14 protein-coding genes are annotated in these 16,949 nt (G+C 67.5%); 5 read left to right on the top strand and 9 right to left on the bottom strand.

Annotated elements, in window-relative coordinates; all coding sequences use genetic code 11:
* Window positions 1-226: 226 nt before the first annotated feature.
* The gene (locus tag BJ972_RS04360) at window positions 227-1,264 is read left to right on the top strand and encodes an NAD(P)-dependent alcohol dehydrogenase (RefSeq protein ID WP_206736504.1); all 1,038 of its coding nucleotides are present in this window, start codon (window positions 227-229) and stop codon (window positions 1,262-1,264) included.
* Window positions 1,265-1,295: 31 nt separating this feature from the next.
* Window positions 1,296-1,946: a hypothetical protein gene (locus BJ972_RS04365; RefSeq protein ID WP_129174570.1), complete on the top strand. Its 651-nt coding sequence runs from the start codon at window positions 1,296-1,298 to the stop codon at window positions 1,944-1,946.
* 7 nt (window positions 1,947-1,953) lie between these two features.
* Here the strand turns inward: BJ972_RS04365 and BJ972_RS04370 are convergent, their stop codons facing one another.
* Window positions 1,954-5,265, bottom strand: coding sequence for a DUF7824 domain-containing protein (locus tag BJ972_RS04370; protein ID WP_129174572.1), 3,312 nt, complete (start codon window positions 5,263-5,265; stop codon window positions 1,954-1,956).
* Complete coding sequence (locus BJ972_RS17780) at window positions 5,262-6,098, bottom strand: SWIM zinc finger family protein (RefSeq protein WP_373366835.1); 837 nt, start codon at window positions 6,096-6,098, stop codon at window positions 5,262-5,264. The genes BJ972_RS04370 and BJ972_RS17780 overlap by 4 nt, the downstream gene beginning before the upstream one ends.
* A 605-nt stretch (window positions 6,099-6,703) precedes the next feature.
* Here BJ972_RS17780 and BJ972_RS04380 point away from each other — a divergent pair.
* Window positions 6,704-7,477 (top strand): SDR family oxidoreductase, encoded by a 774-nt coding sequence (locus BJ972_RS04380; RefSeq protein WP_129174576.1) that lies wholly within the window; start codon window positions 6,704-6,706, stop codon window positions 7,475-7,477.
* A 10-nt stretch (window positions 7,478-7,487) separates the two neighbouring features.
* The gene (locus tag BJ972_RS16940) at window positions 7,488-8,507 is read left to right on the top strand and encodes a DUF6998 domain-containing protein (protein WP_206736505.1); all 1,020 of its coding nucleotides are present in this window, start codon (window positions 7,488-7,490) and stop codon (window positions 8,505-8,507) included.
* A gap of 3 nt (window positions 8,508-8,510) precedes the next feature.
* Here BJ972_RS16940 and BJ972_RS04390 read toward each other — a convergent pair whose 3' ends face one another.
* The 3 genes from BJ972_RS04390 to BJ972_RS04400 form a co-directional block, all read right to left on the bottom strand.
* Window positions 8,511-9,098 (bottom strand): hypothetical protein, encoded by a 588-nt coding sequence (locus BJ972_RS04390; RefSeq protein WP_129174578.1) that lies wholly within the window; start codon window positions 9,096-9,098, stop codon window positions 8,511-8,513.
* 96 nt (window positions 9,099-9,194) lie between these two features.
* Window positions 9,195-9,881, bottom strand: a complete 687-nt coding sequence (locus BJ972_RS04395; RefSeq protein ID WP_129174580.1) for a HEAT repeat domain-containing protein — start codon at window positions 9,879-9,881, stop codon at window positions 9,195-9,197.
* 10 nt (window positions 9,882-9,891) lie between these two features.
* Window positions 9,892-10,530, bottom strand: coding sequence for an ankyrin repeat domain-containing protein (locus BJ972_RS04400; RefSeq protein ID WP_241830797.1), 639 nt, complete (start codon window positions 10,528-10,530; stop codon window positions 9,892-9,894).
* A gap of 220 nt (window positions 10,531-10,750) precedes the next feature.
* Here BJ972_RS04400 and BJ972_RS04405 point away from each other — a divergent pair, with 220 nt between their 5' ends.
* Window positions 10,751-11,284: an alpha/beta fold hydrolase gene (locus BJ972_RS04405; RefSeq protein WP_206736506.1), complete on the top strand. Its 534-nt coding sequence runs from the start codon at window positions 10,751-10,753 to the stop codon at window positions 11,282-11,284.
* 7 nt (window positions 11,285-11,291) lie between these two features.
* Here the strand turns inward: BJ972_RS04405 and BJ972_RS04410 are convergent, their stop codons facing one another.
* From BJ972_RS04410 to BJ972_RS04425, 4 genes are all read right to left on the bottom strand, one after another.
* Window positions 11,292-13,529: an exo-beta-d-1,3/1,6-glucosidase gene (locus tag BJ972_RS04410; RefSeq protein WP_129174584.1), complete on the bottom strand. Its 2,238-nt coding sequence runs from the start codon at window positions 13,527-13,529 to the stop codon at window positions 11,292-11,294.
* 16 nt (window positions 13,530-13,545) lie between these two features.
* Window positions 13,546-15,033: a glycoside hydrolase family 5 protein gene (locus BJ972_RS04415; protein WP_129174586.1), complete on the bottom strand. Its 1,488-nt coding sequence runs from the start codon at window positions 15,031-15,033 to the stop codon at window positions 13,546-13,548.
* Between the two features lie 29 nt (window positions 15,034-15,062).
* On the bottom strand, window positions 15,063-15,866 hold the full coding sequence (locus BJ972_RS04420; protein ID WP_206736507.1) for a carbohydrate ABC transporter permease: 804 nt from the start codon (window positions 15,864-15,866) through the stop codon (window positions 15,063-15,065).
* Window positions 15,867-15,948: 82 nt separating this feature from the next.
* Complete coding sequence (locus tag BJ972_RS04425) at window positions 15,949-16,881, bottom strand: carbohydrate ABC transporter permease (protein ID WP_241830798.1); 933 nt, start codon at window positions 16,879-16,881, stop codon at window positions 15,949-15,951.
* Between the last annotated feature and the right edge of the window lie 68 nt (window positions 16,882-16,949).

The raw sequence follows: 16,949 nt of genomic DNA on the forward strand, positions 1-16,949 counted from the left end.
CCCGTTTATGGCCAACACCGTTGTCGGATCGGAGGGCCGGCGCTGGCGAACTACCCCGTCGATGAGGCGGTCTCCGCACCGCTTCATCGGGATTTCGAACACTGAGGGGCGAACCTCACGTGTTACCTTTCGTGTGATCTTGACATACGATAGATGTGATTTCAACACACGACAAATCACATTTGAGTCTCGGTGATGAGAACTCGACAAGCAGCAAGGGAGCAGCATGAGTGAGCAGCAGGTTCCGTCGACGATGCGCGCGAGCGTCCTCGTCCGCGCGGGTGAGATCCGCCTCGAAGAGCGGCCTGTACCTCAGCCGAAAGCCGACGAAGTCCTCGTCCAGGTGCGCGCCGTCGGCGTCTGCGGCTCCGACGTGCACTTCTACCGCGACGGGCACCTCGGCGACTGGATCGTCGAGGAGCCGCTCGTGCTCGGCCACGAATCGGGCGGTGTGATCGTCGCCGTCGGCAGTGACGTGAACGCATCACGCATCGGCGAGCGTGTCTCGATCGAACCGCAGCACCCGTCGACGAGTTCGACCGAGACGCTGCGCGGCGACTACAACCTCGACCCGCACATGGAGTTCTACGCGGTGCCCGGCACCGACGGCGCGTTCCAGGAGTACGTGACGATCCAGTCGCACTTCGCCCACGCTCTCCCCGACAACGTCAGCGACTGGGCCGCCGCGATGCTCGAGCCGCTCTCCGTCGCCGTCGCGACCGCGCGGAAGGCCGGCTTCCAGGCGGGCGACCGCGTGCTCGTCACGGGCGCCGGACCCGTCGGCCTGGCCGTCGCGCAGGTCGCGCGCGCCTCGGGCGCGACCGAGATCATCGTCACCGACATCAGCGAGGGCCGACGCGAATCCGCACTCCGCTTCGGTGCGACGCGCGTGCTCGACCCCCGATCGGATGCCGCAGAGATCGACGCTCTCGGCGTCGACTCCTTCGTGGATGCCTCGGGTGCGACGCCGGCGATCCAGAGCGGCATCCGTGCTCTGCGTGCCGGCGGCCGTGCCGTGCTCGTCGGGATGGGCAGCGGCGACATCCCGCTCCCCCTGTCGACGATCCAGAACAAAGAGCTCACGATCACCGGCGTCTTCCGGTACGCGAACACGTGGCCGACCGCGATCGCCCTCGCCGCGTCGGGCCGTGTCGATCTCGACGCGATGGTGACGGGCACGTTCCCCCTCGACCAGACGCGCGAGGCGCTCGAGTCGACCGCCGACCCGTCGACCATCAAGTCGGTCGTCGAACCGTTCAAGTAGGCCGCAGAGCGCTCTCGTTAGGCTGGATCGTATGGGGGCGAACGGCAGACGACGAGAAGTGAAGCCCGGCGACGGTCATCCGCTCGAGCGATTCCGGTGGTGGCAGCCGTTCTCGCGGGCGTTGTTCCATCTGCGTCTGACCGAGGACGACGGCGAACGTCACACGTGGTCGGTCGACGTGCGACTGTGGGGCGACTCCGACGGCGAGGTGCGAGCGAAGCTCTACCGCGACGGCTCGAACACGGCTCTCTCGAAGCTGCCCGCCGCCTTCGCTGTTCCCGGCGGAACGATCGAGGTGGAGACGAGCACGTACGGCCTGCGCCGCTGCCACTTCGTCGGGGATGACGGCAGCGACCGTCAACTCGCGCCCGACCCGCGATCGGCCGAGGGTCGCCGCGCCTGGCTCGATCGCGAGCACCGTGGGCTCAGTCGCGCCCTCAGCATCACGTCGGTGACGATTCTGCTGATCTCACTCGTGCTGGGCCTCCCCCAGCTCCTCGAACTCGTGACGAGCATCGACTGGGTCGCCGAGAACATCGGCACGTTCACCTCGCCGATCCATCTGCCGAGCGCCGTCAACGTCACACTCATCGTCGCGAGCATCATCGCGAGCACCGAGCGCGCGTTGCGCCTCCGCTACCACTGGCTGCTCGACGGCGGGCTGTTCGAGGGCGAGGACTAGAGCGCCGTCACGGCAGGATGACGGAGCGCAGCGTGCGTGCCTTCGTCACCACGGCAGACGACCCGCCACGAGCGATGATGTCCGCGAGACCCGGGAAGCGTGCGGCTTCTTCAGGAATCCACCCCCGCCGCGCGGCCTCGGCGAGATACGGCGCCGACACGAGAGCGACGTCGAGCACGCGGTTCAGCCATCGCGGCGGCGGCCCCTCGTGCAACGCGGCATGGGCGATCGATTCGACGAGGATCGGCCAGAGCACCGGCAGCGAGCGCGGGTGCTTGTCGAGCACGCGCACCATGCGTGCAGGGCTCACATCCGGCCACGAAAGAAGCCGGCGAATCGCGAGCTGCATTCCGCGCCAACCGATCCTGCCCTCGGCCTGCAACCATGTCACGAGAGATTCGCCCGCTAAGCCCTGATCACCGTCGTGGCAGATCGTCGTCAATACCGCGGCATGCATCGCGACCGTCAACGGCTGCGGCTCTCGACTCGACCTGAAGCGTGTGCCGGCGGCGAGGCGCGCTCCGGTCCACACCAGGTCGACATCGGCCACGGCGCCGAGAACAGGCACCTCGTCTTCGCGTCGACTGCTCGCGGCGCAGCCTCGATCGAGGATGAGACTTCGCATCGAGCCAGACATCACACGGAACACCTCGCCCACGCGATCATCGAGGCGGACGTCGAGCGCGAGCATCTTCGTCGGCGCGGTCGGGTCCACCCACTCGGCACTGAGGTGAGCTCCATCGTCGATCGCCGGCAGATCCCCTTCTCCGCCAGGCCAGATCTCATCGAAGTCCCGAGCCGTGGACGGTGTGACCGCCGGCGTTGCGGAGGTATCGACGACGGGGAGGCGTGCCACCACCTCGCGCGCGACGACCACGGCGCGCGAACGACCCGGCCGCGCCGCGAGCGCCCGGAGGCCGGGCACGGCGAGGATGCCGCCCTCGACGATCCCCTCATCCACGGCCGCGATCGCCCCGGCGACGAGCTCATGCATCGCCTCGGCGACGTCGGCCGTGCCCGCGAGCATGCGCGTGCCGGCGAGAGCAAGCTCGATGATGCCGTCGAGGAAGAGCCAGACGACCGAGGCGAGCCCGTCGTCGGCGAGGTCGAGAAGCACGCGCGCGAGCGCCGCGAGTTCGCGTCCGTCGAGGTAACGCGCCTCAGCGACGCCCGGGCGCAGCAGTCCGCGATCGAACGCCTCGATGGCCGCCGTCACGGCGTCACCCGCGGCGCGATCATGCAGCAGCCGGAGCGCGCCCACGAGATGCGCCGAGGCCACAGGACCCATCGGCGTTGCACGCCTCACCGACTGCCGGAGTTCGATCCCGCTGTGGGGTAACGCAGAGAGGGGCACGTCGACCGCCACAGCCTCACCCCACGTCGGGTGGACGACGCTCGAGTGCCACGAGGAGAAACCTCTACGAGTGAATCGGGAGGGTAGGGCGGCGAGCGCGGGCGACGGCTCGACATCTCGTGCTCCCCAGGTCTCAACACCCCAACCGACGTGGTCGCGAAAGGCGATGTCGGGCTCCCGCATCGGCTCTCGCACGTACGCGGTGATGAACGAGCCTGTCGTCTGTGAGTGCAGCGTGCCGGGCAGGAACTCCCACGGTCCGAAGTCGGAGTCCGGTGTCCGAGGACGACCCGCCGCGATCCGCACGGGCAGGTCGAGCGCGCTGAACTCCTCGAGATGCGCGTCCGTCACCCGGGCGAGATCGAGGCGGGCGAGTGCGAGCTGCAGGTCTGCCTCGGCGACGTCGACACCGTTGTCGCCATAGAGCCGTAAGCGGTCGAGAAGGTCTGCCGGGTCGATACGCATATCGATCCAGGTCGGAGTCGACAGCAGCACCGGGAGCTCGCCCAGACGGCCCGTCGCGACGTACGCGCGTGCGAAGAGGATGTCGGCGGGCATGTTCTCGTCGACGAGATACGGGGCCGCGTCACCGCGGAGCCACGAGGGCACTCCGATCAGTCCGCCGACGGCGCGGGAGCCCACGCCGCGAAGGGCTGTGCGCACCGCGTCGAGGTCGGTCGACGCGAGGTCGACGAGCACGGCGAGAAAGCGCTCCGACTCGATGTCGAAAGTCTCATCGGGCATTCCGAGGAGCACACCCGCCAGATCGGCGAGTGCCTCGGGCGTCGAGACCGGTATGTCGAGGCGGGGCACCTCCCAGACATCAGGGGTGCGTCGCCATACCCCGCGGCGCTCCGGCTTCGCTGTCGTGTCAGTGACCGCGGCCTCCCATGCCCGCATGACGTCTTCGGCTGCACTCGCGATCACCGGATCGCGGCCGTCAGCGAGGGCGGCGAGGTGCGCCGCAAGCACAGCGACGGTCGCCGATGCGGGCGTCGAGCGCGCAGCGAGTGCGCCGAGGACGGCGAGCTTCGACTTCTTCGTCGGTGCCAGGAGCGCGGTGACCGCGACATCGATCAGTCTCTCGTCATCGATCCGCGCGATGAGGGGCAGCGCGAAGCACTCGATGGCGACGGCATCGCCCGTTGCGATGAGCGGCACGAGCGCATCGACGCGCGCGACGATCTCGTCGTCCGTCATACCGAGCCGATCGATGAGGATGCGCGTCCATACCCGCCGATCCCCCGGCCGCACCGAGGAGTCGAGCGCGGCGAGCGCGAGTTCCCGAGCATCCGCGCGTCCCAGAAGGCCGGCGTCGAGACCCGCCTCGAACACGTCGGCGAACGGGCCGGTCGCGGGCGTTCCGACGTCGATACCGCGGCGCAGGTGATCGTCGAATCGGGAACGGATGACGTCGAGCCCGATGCGTTCCGTCGTCACGAGATCGGTCGGCCGTCCGAACGCCGCGGCCGCGAAGATCGACCAGTCCTTCAGGTACTCGGCTGAGAACGGCACCTCGAAGTCGAGCAGGTGCACCAGGTGCACGGCGATCGCCCCGCACACCGACTCGGAGTGCGTCCACAGGCGCCACCGCGCGACGCACGCCCGATCGATGAAGCTCTCGGCGTAGTCGGGACCCCGGTCGGCGATGATCTGGGCGGCGATGAGGGCGGGCGCACGTGTCGCACCGGTCATGATGTCGACCGCTCGCCGCGCATCGACGCCCAGACGGAGGGCGAAGATCCCGTAGCGTGTGAGCTCATCGAGGGCGCGCGCGTACTGAGCCTCGCTCTGAGCGTCGTGAACCGCCGGCAGGCTGAAGAACCCCCGAGGCAGACCGGCCCGAGCGACCTTCTGCTGCTGAGGCGTGCCGAGCGTCATCCCGCGCAGTTCGTCGAGGGGCGCGCGGTCCCATCCGAGCTCGGCGAAGACGCGGAGCGAGTCGCCCAGCTTGTCGTTCGTCATGCCTGCTGTCCCCCGTCGACGATGCGCGCGGCGATCAGGTGTTTGCAGGGCCCGCGCCCGATGCCGTGCCGGAGGTACCAGGCGCACGTGCACCGCGGAGGGTCGAGGTGCACGCGATACTCGCCGCCGTGCGAGTACACCGCCCAGTGCTCGCCATCGCGGCGCACGGCATTCTCGTCAACGAGTCGGCGGGCCGAGACGAGTCGCGGGTTGTCGCGCGTCACTCGCTCCGTGTCATCCGGCAGCTCCCGATGGAAGTACGTGCGATCGCTCACATCCCAGCCGACGCGCCCCGACGCGGCGAGGACGGCGAGCGCCGAGCGCACGCGGTGCGCGGCGACACCCGACTCGATGATCAGCGCATCGACATCGATGACCGGCTCGAAGGCGAGGATCGCCGAGATCAGTTCGGCGTCGTCGAGGGATGACGCATCGGCGAGTCCCTCGAGGAGCGAACCCTCACCCGAGTGCCCGCGCCACGCCTCGTCGGTCACGCCGAGAGTCACTCGGGCTCCGGGCAGGTCGACGGCGACGGCAGCGGCGCCCGTGCGTGCATCGCCGAAGAAGGTCGCACCGCGCGCGTGCGGAAGCAGCCTCTTGAGGGCTGACAGGCGGTGGAGCCCCGCGATGTGGACGCTCTGCCCGGCGTCGCGCGGGAGGAGGCGCACGCCACCGCGCGATACGGCCAACCAGCCCGAACGCGCCGTCGATGTCGCCGACGGAAGCGAAGCGATGAACTCCTGCGCCTGCCGGGCATCGAGCGAGAATGCCGGTGTCATGCCGCGGTGGAGTTCGGCGACGTTCCCGAGTGCTCGCACCCAGCGTGAGGGCATCTCGACGGGCCGCTCGATGATGCTCGTCTGCGGCGTGCTGACGGCGAGACCAGCGCGCCCGACGTCGAGATGCAGCAGCTCCGCTCGCGCGACGTTCACCAAGGCACGCCGCGTCGCCGCCGAGATGTCGACGTTCGTCGTGCCGAAGCCGATCTCTCCGCCGTCGAGTCCGGGTTGCAGGATGTCGAGTCGCGCATAGACACCGTTGCACGCCGAGAAGCACTCCGCTCGCAGGCGATCTCCCTGCGCGGTGAGCACGGGGTCGCGCTGGCTCTCGGGCGTGTACTGGAAGTACCGAGTCGCCGTGATGTCGGCGAGCACGACGAGTCCTCGTGCGAGCGTCTGCGGTTCGGACGCGAAGCCGTGGAAGAAACTCGGCGAGTCGTCGATGCCGGCCGGTGTGAGTGCCGGAGCGAGGGCGAGGGTCAGAGCATCGGGGGTGACGGTCGATTCGCCGACGAATGCGCGCACGTTCATCGGCCCCCTCGATCGCGGTGCAGCATCTCTCGATCCCCTCGACCTGCCCGATTGTCGCGTTCAGACTACAAGTGCGATGCGCCCGGTGACGTCGCGGGTCGATGATGGTCGTGGCGAAAGGTGGATGCATGAGGATCGCAGTCGCAGGGGGCACCGGCACCGTCGGGCGATACGTCGCGGAGGCGGTGCATCGGCGCGGCCATGAAGCCGTCGTGCTCTCCCGTGCTGACGGTGTCGACGTGATCACGGGCCACGGCCTCGCTGCCGCTCTGGACGGAACGCACGCCGTCATCGACGTCACGAACATCGTCACCCTGTCGGCCGCTGCGGCGCGGGAGTTCTTCGAGACGTCGACGACGAACCTCCTACGCGCCGAGAAGGCGGCGGGGGTCGGGCATCACGTCGCTCTGTCGATCGTCGGAATAGACCGCATCAATGCGTCGTACTACGCGGGCAAGCTCGACCAGGAACGCGCGGTCACCGCAGGAGAGGTGCCGTTCACGATCGCTCGCGCCGCGCAGTTCCACGAGTTCGCGGGCCAGCTGCTCTCGAGCATGCGCGGCCCGCTCGCGATCCTGCCGAAAACGCTCATGCGCCCCGTCGCCGCGCGCGAGGTCGGCGAACACCTCGTCGATGTCGTGGAGGCCGGGCCCGCTGGCCGGGCACCCGATCTCGTCGGCCCGAAGGATGAAGAGCTCGCCGACGTCGCTCGCCGGCAGCTGCGCTTCGACGGCATCCGTCGCAGAGTCCTCAGCGTGCGCCTGCCCGGCACCTACGGCGCGGGCCTCGCGTCGGGGTCACTGCGTGGCGGACCGGGCGCGATCGAAGGCCGAATGACATTCGACGAGTGGCTGCGAAGCGACGACCATCGTCGGCCCGGTTCAATCCACCGGCGTCAGTAGACTCCGGCACATGACGCGAGCGGACAGCGACGAACACTACGTTCTCGACCTCTGCGATGAGGTTCTCGGTTCAGCCGGCTCGCGCCAGCACCGATTCGACTGGCTCCTCGGTGACCCGGGCGCTCACGGCCGCCGAGTCAGGTTGCCCGTCGATTCTTTCTGGCCGACGCATGGGATCGTCGTCGAGTACCGCGAGCGCCAACATGACGAGCCCATTGCGTTCTTCGACAAACCCGAACGACTGACGTTGAGCGGTGTACATCGTGGCATTCAACGACGCATGTACGACGAGCGCCGAGATCATGTGATCCCCGAGCATGGTCTTCGGCTGTTTGTCATCCGCGCGAGCGACCTCGACAGCAAGCCGAGCGGACGGCTTCGGCGAAGCCGAGATGCCGACCTGCTCGCGATCGAATCGCTATTGGCGGGTGCACGGACGAATGAGCCACAACCTCATCCGTTGGGGGGCCCGGATGGAGTGAGAGAGCTCAGCGTGGGACAGCTACTACGCATGCATGCAGACATTCTCCGGGAGCTTCGTCGACGAGGGCTCGTGCGCACCAAGAACGCGCCGCTCGGAGATCTGGCCGAGTATGCGGCCGCACTCGCTTACGGGGGTGTGCTCGCCAAGAACTCGAAGAAGTCGTTCGACCTCATTGCGCGCGATGGTCGACGGATACAAGTGAAGGCACGTTCCGTCGATCGCTCAACGAGCCCGTCACAGACCTTCTCCATCATTCGTACGCTAGATTTCGACGCGGCACTGTTCGTACTGATCGACTCGGAGACGAACGCCGTGAGCGCAGCGTACGAATGGCTTCCCGCCGACATAGAACTGCGCGGCCGATGGTCCAACCACACGAGGGGACGGACGATCCGAATCAATCAGCTCGGTGCCGCTGGCACAGATGTGACGGCGCTCGTGAGTTCAGGATGGCTACAACTCCTCTCCGTCATCGATTCACTCGATGGCGTCGTTCTCCCCGACCCAGGGGCGACCCACGCCGACGGTCCCGAACCTACTCAGTAGGTTCTACTCCACTCGCCACGGATCAGGCATCGACTGCCGCCACGGATGCCCGTCGGGCAACCCAACACGCGACTCGAGCGCGTAGCCGTGAAAGTCTGCGGGGAGGAGGATCGGGGCAGCATCAGCGGGTGCTTCGAGCAGATCCCAGCGCCCCTCATATGCGGCAAAGGTCTTCAGAGGGACACGACTACGATCCACCGTCGTGTTTCTTTTGCCCGCGGCAATACCCGGCTCAGTTATCCAATGCCAGTGGGTGATCCACGCCGCAGCGGCCACATGCGCCCGCGGAACTACGAAGCCGCGCACCGGCAGACGGTGGTTATCGGGTATCGCTGTGAAGATGAACCACTCGTGCTGGCTCCTCGGCGGCTGCTGTGCTTTGAGGCCCAAAGGCCAACTTGACCGCGGACTGTCTCCGCGAATCGACTTGACCTGCACCTCGATCAAGTGACGTTCCAACCCCGTGTGGACGGCGAGGATATCGGTCCTCTCGATTCCGTCGCGCGTGAGCGCGGGAGCCCACCCGCGGCGCGCGAGTTCACTCGCCACCCAGTGTTCACCGATGGTCTTCGTCTGCTTCGTATCAGCCACAGGCAGAGCGTATAGCGGCGCGAGTCCCTCCGAGCCCGGATGACATTCGACGAGTGGCTGCGAAGCGACGACCACAGTCGCCCGAACGGCTGAGGTTCAGACGAGCGCCGAGAGTCGCTTCTTCCGGAGGTTCTCCTTCACGATCCACACGATGTCGGCGTCGACTGTCGGCAGAGCCCGGAACGCGATAAGGCCCGGCGTCGGGTCGGCGGCCACGGCGACGCTCCATCCATAGCCCAGCGCCTGCCGCAACGAGCGCACGTCGGGGCGCGATCGCTCAGTGCGCGGCAGCGCTGCGAGATGCTCGGTGCAGAGTCGGCAGACGTCGAGAGCGAGTGCGGCGGATTCAGGGGCGCGAAGCAACCGCGGTTCGCAGATCGCCGCGACGGCCGCGCGTTGTACGAGCGGATCCGCGTCATCCGCCCAGCGACGCACGATCGCGGCGAGCGCGTCGGGGGTCGCATCACCGAGGAGCTGCAGGCCTCTCGCCACACCCTCGCGCACACGCCATCGTTCGTCTGCGGCGAGCGCGCGAGCACGCACCTCGATCGCCGGGTCGTCGGCGCGACGCCCCCGTGCGGCGGCGACGCAGAGCATCGCATACTCCCCGCCGTCACGTTCGAGCTCATCGATCGCCGCCTCGTCGGCTACGCGCGCGACGGCATCGACCAGCGTGAGGTTCGCACGGGGGCCGGGAAGACCGGAATGCGCGTCGAGATAGGCGGGCCAGTCTGCGACCGGTATCGCACGGAGTTCGGCATCGACGTCAGAAGTGCGCGACATAACCGAGACCCTACGCGGGGGCGAGTGCCCGATCGATCTCGGCGACGATTGCCGTGTATCCGTTCGAGACCGCGAGGTCGCGCGGCATCACCCCGTTGCCCTCCGGCAATCTCGGATCGGCGCCCGCGTTCAGCAACGCGGCGACCACACGCACGTGGTCGTCGCTTCCGTTGCCCAGGATGATCGCCTCGTGCAGCGCCGTCCAGCCGAGGTTGTTGATGTGATCGACCGGCACTCCCGCTTCGATAAGCATCTCGACGGTGCTCACGTACCCGTGCTCGGATGCGGGAATCAGCGCCGTTCCGCCGAAGCGATTGGTGGACGTCACGTCCGCGCCGTGATCGAGAGTCGCGCGAAGGATGTCGTCGAGGCCCTCGGCCCCGGCATAGAGGAACGCGGAGTCCTGTAGGTCGTCCTGCGCGTTCGGGTCTGCTCCTGCCTCGAGCAGCAGAACTGCGATCTCGACCTGACCGGTCTTCGTCGCGGCGACCACCGGCGTGCGTCCCTGCTCGCCACGCTGTTCGAGGTCGGCCCCGGCGTCGATCGCGGCGCTCGCCGCAGCGGTGTCTCCCGAGGCGATCGCGTCGATGAGGGCGCTCGTCGCCGCGGCACGTTCTTCGTCGCTCGGTTCACTCGGTGTGGGCGTCACGGTCGGGGGCTCCGCGGTGAAGGTCGGTTGCGGTGTCGTCGGTCGGGGCTCTGGCGCAGCGGTCGCGCACGACGTGAGCACCCCGGCGGCGAGGGCCAGGCCGGATGCGGCGAGCGCGCGCCGAATCCTCCTCGCGCGAGGTGGAGGGGATTGCTGCATGGGTGCTCCTGTGCGTCGCTACGTCTCTCGTCATCGCAGTCTCCCTCAGTAGCCTGGAGGAATGATCACGAACCCCTACGCGGCGTTCCTTCCGCGCGGGTTCCAGGCCGCCGCAGCGCTCGAACCCGAGGAGTCGTGGTGGTCGTGGCGCGGTCACGACGTGCACATCAGACGCGCCCAGCGGCCCGAGTCATCCGTTCGCCTTCTCGTGGTGCACGGTGCCGGCGGCCACAGCGGAGCGCTCTGGCCGCTCGCCGCCGTGCTCGCCTCGCGAGGAATCGATGTCGCTGCCGTCGATCTGCCTCTCATGGGCGGACGTCGTCGCCCGATCCGGCGGCGGTGCGCTACGACGACTGGGTCGAGTTGCTCGTCGACCTCATCGATGCCGAACGCGACGGTCGGCCGCTCCACCTGCTCGGTGCGAGCATCGGAGGTCTCCTCGCCTACGAAGTGTCGGCCCGGTCGCCCCACGTCACGGCCGTGGCCGCGACCTGCCTGCTCGGCGGACGCGCACGGTCTCTACCGGAAGTTCGGCTTCGGCCCCGCCGACGAGACGGCCATGGTGCGTGTCGCGGGCGACCTCGTCGCCCGGTGAGCGCGAGTCACCGAACGACCGTGAACGCCGCCGCACGCAGTTCCTCGATCCGCGATGACGGACCGACGAGCAGAGTGAACTCGCCGGGCTCGACGACGCGTCGTTCCCGTGCATCGACGATGGTGCACTCGGCAACGGGGAGTTCGAGACGAACGGTCACCGTCTCCCCCGGGTCGACGTCGACCTGCCGATAGGTCTTCAGCTCGCGGTCCGCCCAGCTCGCCGAGGTCACCTCGTCGCGCACGTACATCTGAACCGTCTCGCGGGTGGGACGGGAGCCGGTGTTGGTGACGTCGACCTCCGCGACGATCGTGTCGTCCTCACTCAGTTCGGTGTGCACCAGCCGCACGTCCCCGTACTCGACTGTCGTGTAGCTCAGTCCCTCACCGAAGGCCCACGCGGGGGCCTGCGTGAGATCGGCATACCGGTCGCCGTGCTGCCCGCGGATCTGGTTGTAGTACGTCGGCTGCTGACCGGCGTGACGCGCGAACGAGATCGGCAGTCGGCCGGTGGGCTCGATGGCGCCCGAGACGAGATCGGCGAGCGCCCGCCCTCCCTGCATACCGGGGTTCGCCGCCCAGATGACCGCCGCAGCGGACGAGACGGATGACGGAAGCACGAGCGGTTTCGACGCGAGCAGCACGACGACGACCGGCGTGCCCGTCGCGATCACGGCATCCAGCAGAGCGTTCTGTCCTCCGATGAGTTCGAGTGTCGCGGTCGAGCGGCCCTCACCGACGAGTTCGATGCGATCACCGACCACCACGACGGCGACATCCGCCGCCTGCGCCTCGGCGACGGCGTCCGCAATGAGGTCGGCGTCGGGGACACACGGCTGCAACAGCGGCGGGCGCGGCTGTCCATCCGGAAACGTCGGGCCGGCAGGGTCGGGTTCGAGCGTCAGGATGTCGGCGCCCCGCGTGTACCGCACGTCCCAGGCATCCACGCCGCGAAGCCCGTCGAGCACGGTCGTGATCATGTCCCGTGGTTGACCGTCGAGCCACCCCGCTTGACCGGAGCCGCCCGCCCAGTCACCGAGCTGGGTCTGCGCGTCATCGGCGAGTGGCCCTGAGACGGCGAGCCGCAGGCGCCGGTCGGCAGCGAGGGGAAGCACGCCGTCGTTCTCGAGCAGCACGAGAGAACGCTGCGCGACCTCGAGGTTGAGCGCGGCGTGCTCGGCGCTCCCGACGACGCCATCACGCTCGTCGGCGGGAAGGCGAGGGTTCTCGAAGAGGCCGAGCTCGAACTTGAGCGTGAGGATGCGCGCGACGGCGGCGTCGAACGCGTCCTCCGCGAGGAGCCCGATCCGCACGGCCTCGAGAGCGCCCTCGAAGAACCTGGGCGTCGTCATCACCATGTCGTTGCCCGCGAGCACGGCTGCGGCGGCAGCGTGCGCATAGTCCGGCTGCACCCGCTGCTCCCACACCATGCGCCCGATGTTGTCCCAGTCGGTGATGAGGGTGCCGGTGTAAGCCCACTCGCCGCGGAGCACATCGCTCAGCAACCAGTCGTTCGTGGTGATCGGAACGCCGTCCATCGTCTGGTACCCGAGCATGAACGTACGGCAGCCCTCGCGTGCCACACGCTCGAACGGCGGCAGGAACCACGATCGGAGCTTCCGCCTGGAGATGTCGGCCTCACTCGCATCGCGCCCGCCCTGCGTCTCCGAGTACCCGGCGAAGTGTTTCGCGGTCGCGAGGATCGCGGTCGAGTCGTCGAGCCCGTCACCCTGGTAGCCGCGCACCATCGCCGACGCGAGCTCGCCGATGAGAACAGGGTCCTCGCCGAACGTCTCGTCGACTCGCCCCCACCTCAGGTCGCGCGCGATGCAGAGCACCGGCGAGAACGTCCAGTGGATGCCGGTCGCCGAGACCTCGACCGCTGTCGCGCGTGCCACCCGTTCGACGAGGTCTGCATCCCACGAGGCCGCCATGCCGAGCTGCGTCGGGAAGATCGTCGCGCCCGGCCAGAACGAGTGCCCGTGGATGCAGTCCTCGCCGACGAGGAGCGGGATGCGCAGTCGCGTCTGATCGGTCAGTTCGTTCGCCCGCACGATGCGTTCGGGCGAGGTGTGCAGGATCGACCCCACGTGTCGCCTCAGGACATGGTCGTCGAGGTCGTCGCGCGCATCGAGCTGCAGCATCTGGCCGATCTTCTCCTCGACGGTCATGCGTCGGAGGAGGTCGTCGACGCGCTCGTCGATGGGGCGCCCGGGGTCACGGAAGGGGAGGTACTCGGTCGTCATGAGCGGCGATCGTCGATCAGGCGACGCTGATGCGCCGCAGCACGGCATCGGTCACGGCAGTGACGCGCAGGGCGGAGTCGCCGAGTTCGACCGACACCTCGCCCGAGGCATCCAGTTCGACGTTCTCTCCCCCGCGAACGGTGTACTCGAGCCAGTCGCCCGCCGACAGCTCGACCACGAACGCGTCGCTCGACGGAGTCGTCGACCCGTCGACGCGATGCCAGTCGTGCTCGGCACGCACCTCGCCGTCCGCGTAACGGATCGCGACGGCATCCGCTTCTCGCACGCCGGCCATCGGCTCTCCCGTCGACGACCACGACACCCCCTCACCACGGAATCCCCACGCCCAGACGGGCACGTCGAGCGGGGCTTCGGCGAAGAGCGCCGCAATGATCTCCGACCGCCAGACGCACGAGTCGATCGCCGCGTTCTCGAGGAACGCCCCGAGCACCGCTCGGGCGTGATCGGAACTCGGCGCCGGCCCGTCTCCGTTCGCGAACGCGACGATCTCGCCCCACCCGTCGGGCGGCACGATGGACGCCGGCGAGGTCAACGTGTCGACCTTCTTCCAGGGCCAGTAGTTCCAGCCGATGCCGTTGTCCTCGTAGAGACGGTGCGCCGTGTAGACCCACGCCGGGTTGTTCTCGCCGCCCTCGCCCATGTAGATCGGCACGCCCAGGCGGTCACGGGCGTCGAGATACTCCTGGATGCTCGATTCGTCGGGCGCACACCAATAGCGGTGGAACTGCAGCACCGAGTTGTCGTCCCAGCGCTCGTCGAAGATCGACCAGTTCGTTGCCCAGTGACTGCCCTCGTACATGATGATGTGGTTCTCGTCGACCTCGCGGATGACGGCCGTCAGCTCCTTGTAGAGAGCGACGAGTTCCGCCGGATAGATGTCCTGCCACTCGTTCGGCAAGGGCTCGTTGAGCAGGTCGTAGCCCGCGACCACCGTGTTGTCGCGGTAGCGCGTGGCGATCTCGCGCCACAGGTCGAGCGTCAGTCTGCGGTAGCGCTCGTCCATGAAGAGCTCGGGCTTGTTGTTCGGAGAATCGTCGATGTTCGTGCCGGTCTGGCCGCCCGGTGCACCGTGCAGGTCGAGCAGCACCCACAGACCGTTGCGACGGCTCCACTCGATGACGTCGTCGATCGCGTCGAACCCCGCCTCGATGAATCGGCCGTCGTCATCGATGACCTCGCGCGAGTTGATCGGCAGGCGAACGTGGTCGAACCCGGCTTCGGCGATGCGCTCGATGTCGCGCTCGGAGATGAACCGGGCGCGGAACTCCGACCAGAATTCGCGGGCCGTCTCGTCGCCGACGAGATCGCGGATGACGCGCTCGATCTGTCGCGGAGAGCTCGCATGGTCGGCGAACTTCCACATGTAGCCCTCGGGCAGCAGCCAGTTGCCGAGCCCGATGCCGCGGAGCACGAGGGTGCGGCCGTGTCCGTCGACGATGCGGGTGCCGTCGGTGCGCAGGAATCCATCGAAAGTGGTGGTCATGGTGTCGCTTTCAGAGTGAGTCGCGTGGGTCATTTGAGGCCGGAGAGCGTGAATCCCTGCACGATGTAGCGCTGGAAGATCACGAAGATGATGAGGATCGGGATCACCATGAGGGATGCCGCGGCCATCTGCAGCGGCGGATTGATGGCGATCTGCTGGTTGAGGAGGGAGAGTCCGACCGAGAGGGTGTAGTTCTTCTGCTCGCCCGCGATGATGAGCGGCCACAGGAAGCTGTTCCACCCGGCGATGAACGTGAGGATCGTCTGCACCGCGAGGATCGGCTTCGACATCGGCAGCACGACCTGGAAGAAGATCCTGATCTCGCTCGCTCCGTCGAGACGGGCGGCTTCGAGCATCTCGGTGGGGATGGTCGACATGAACTGCCGGAAGAGGAAGATCCCGAACCCGCCGACGAGCGTCGGCAAGGCGATGCCGATCAACGTGTTCGTGAGCTTCATGCCGTTGAGGATCAGGTAGGTCGGGATCATCGTGACCTGCACCGGGATCATCATCGTCGCGAGCACGAGGACGAAGAGCGGCTCCCGACCGCGGAACTGGAACTTGCCGAAGGCGTATCCGGCCATCGCCATGAGGATCATGCCGATGAAGCCGAACAGCACGATGATGACCGTGTTGATCGTGTACCGACCGAAGTCGAGCTGCGTGAAGAGCTGCACGTAGTACTCGAACGTCACCGTCTGCGGGAAGGGCGTCGGCGGGTACTGCAGCGATTCGCTCGCGGGCTTCAGCGAAGTCGAGATCATCCAGAAGAACGGGAACGCCGTGATCGCGGCGCCGAGAGCGAGTACGACTCCGATGAGGATGCGGGGCATCCGGGTGGGATCGGTGCGGGTACCCCGGCCGTTCCGGGTCGGAGGTTTCGTCGGAACGAGGGTGGGGCGACGTTCGCGAAGGCTAGTACTCATCGTCGGCCTTTCGGAGTTTCAGCTGCACGAGCGTCGCGACGATGATGATCACGAAGAGCACGAGAGAACCGGCGCTCGCGTACCCGAACTGATTCAGTCGGAACCCCTCGAGGAAGAGGAAGAGCGAGATGGAGGTCGTCGCTCCGAGCGGCCCGCCCTCGGTGAGCACGAAGGGCTCGTCGAAGAACTGGAGCCAGCTGATGACAGTCGTGACCGTGACGAAGAAGATCGCGAATCGCATGAGCGGCAGGATGATGCGCGTGATCCGCTTCCAGCTGTTCGCTCCGTCGAGCTCGGCCGCCTCGAGGTAGTCGCGCGGGATGCCCTGCAGGGCGGCGAGGAAGATGATGATGTTCAGTCCCGTCGCGCGCCAGACGGCGACGAGGGCGACCGAGAACTTCGCGAGGGTCGGGTCTGACAGCCACTGCAGCGGCGGGATGTTGACGAGCGACAGCAGGTAGTTGAGCAGTCCGAACTGGGTGTTGTAGAGGTATCCCCAGATCAGGGCCACCGCGACGATCGCGGTGATGGCGGGGATGAAGTAGAAGGCGCGCAGGAAGCGGAAGAACCGGGTCTGCGAGTAGTTGAGCATGAGCGCGACGGCGAGTGAGACACCGATGATCACGGGCACACCGAAGACGACGAAGATCGCCGTGTTGCCCATCGCCGACCAGAACGCGGCATCGGTGAAGAGCGTCGTGTAGTTGTCGATGCCGATGAACTGCACGTTCGACCAGTTCGCCAGACCCTTGATGTTGAGGTCGGTGAAGCTCACGAACGCAGCGACGAGGATCGGCAGAAGGCCGAAGGCGCAGAGCAGCAGCATCGCGGGGCTGAGGAACAGATAGGGCGTTGCGCCGGCGCTCGTGACCGAGCGGCGCTTCTTCATCCGCGGCGGTATCGCGGAGGTGGTGAGTGCCATGCAGTGGGCCTCCTCTCTGAGGCAGGGGTGGTCAAGTGGACTGCGGGGTGGGCGGGGCACGCGGCCCC

This window comes from Agromyces atrinae (genome assembly GCF_013407835.1).
GTDB classification, from domain to species: Bacteria; Actinomycetota; Actinomycetes; order Actinomycetales; family Microbacteriaceae; genus Agromyces; species Agromyces atrinae.

Excerpts from the sequence above, each read along its gene's own strand:
- BJ972_RS04360 (WP_206736504.1), top strand. The coding sequence starts at position 227 with ATGAGTGAGCAGCAGGTTCCGTCGACGATGCGCGCGAGCGTCCTCGTC.
- BJ972_RS04365 (WP_129174570.1), top strand. The coding sequence starts at position 1,296 with ATGGGGGCGAACGGCAGACGACGAGAAGTGAAGCCCGGCGACGGTCAT.
- BJ972_RS04370 (WP_129174572.1), bottom strand. The coding sequence starts at position 5,265 with ATGACGAACGACAAGCTGGGCGACTCGCTCCGCGTCTTCGCCGAGCTC.
- BJ972_RS17780 (WP_373366835.1), bottom strand. The coding sequence starts at position 6,098 with ATGCCCTCACGCTGGGTGCGAGCACTCGGGAACGTCGCCGAACTCCAC.
- BJ972_RS04380 (WP_129174576.1), top strand. The coding sequence starts at position 6,704 with ATGAGGATCGCAGTCGCAGGGGGCACCGGCACCGTCGGGCGATACGTC.
- BJ972_RS16940 (WP_206736505.1), top strand. The coding sequence starts at position 7,488 with ATGACGCGAGCGGACAGCGACGAACACTACGTTCTCGACCTCTGCGAT.
- BJ972_RS04395 (WP_129174580.1), bottom strand. The coding sequence starts at position 9,881 with ATGTCGCGCACTTCTGACGTCGATGCCGAACTCCGTGCGATACCGGTC.
- BJ972_RS04405 (WP_206736506.1), top strand. The coding sequence starts at position 10,751 with ATGATCACGAACCCCTACGCGGCGTTCCTTCCGCGCGGGTTCCAGGCC.
- BJ972_RS04410 (WP_129174584.1), bottom strand. The coding sequence starts at position 13,529 with ATGACGACCGAGTACCTCCCCTTCCGTGACCCCGGGCGCCCCATCGAC.
- BJ972_RS04415 (WP_129174586.1), bottom strand. The coding sequence starts at position 15,033 with ATGACCACCACTTTCGATGGATTCCTGCGCACCGACGGCACCCGCATC.
- BJ972_RS04420 (WP_206736507.1), bottom strand. The coding sequence starts at position 15,866 with ATGCCCCGCATCCTCATCGGAGTCGTACTCGCTCTCGGCGCCGCGATC.
- BJ972_RS04425 (WP_241830798.1), bottom strand. The coding sequence starts at position 16,881 with ATGGCACTCACCACCTCCGCGATACCGCCGCGGATGAAGAAGCGCCGC.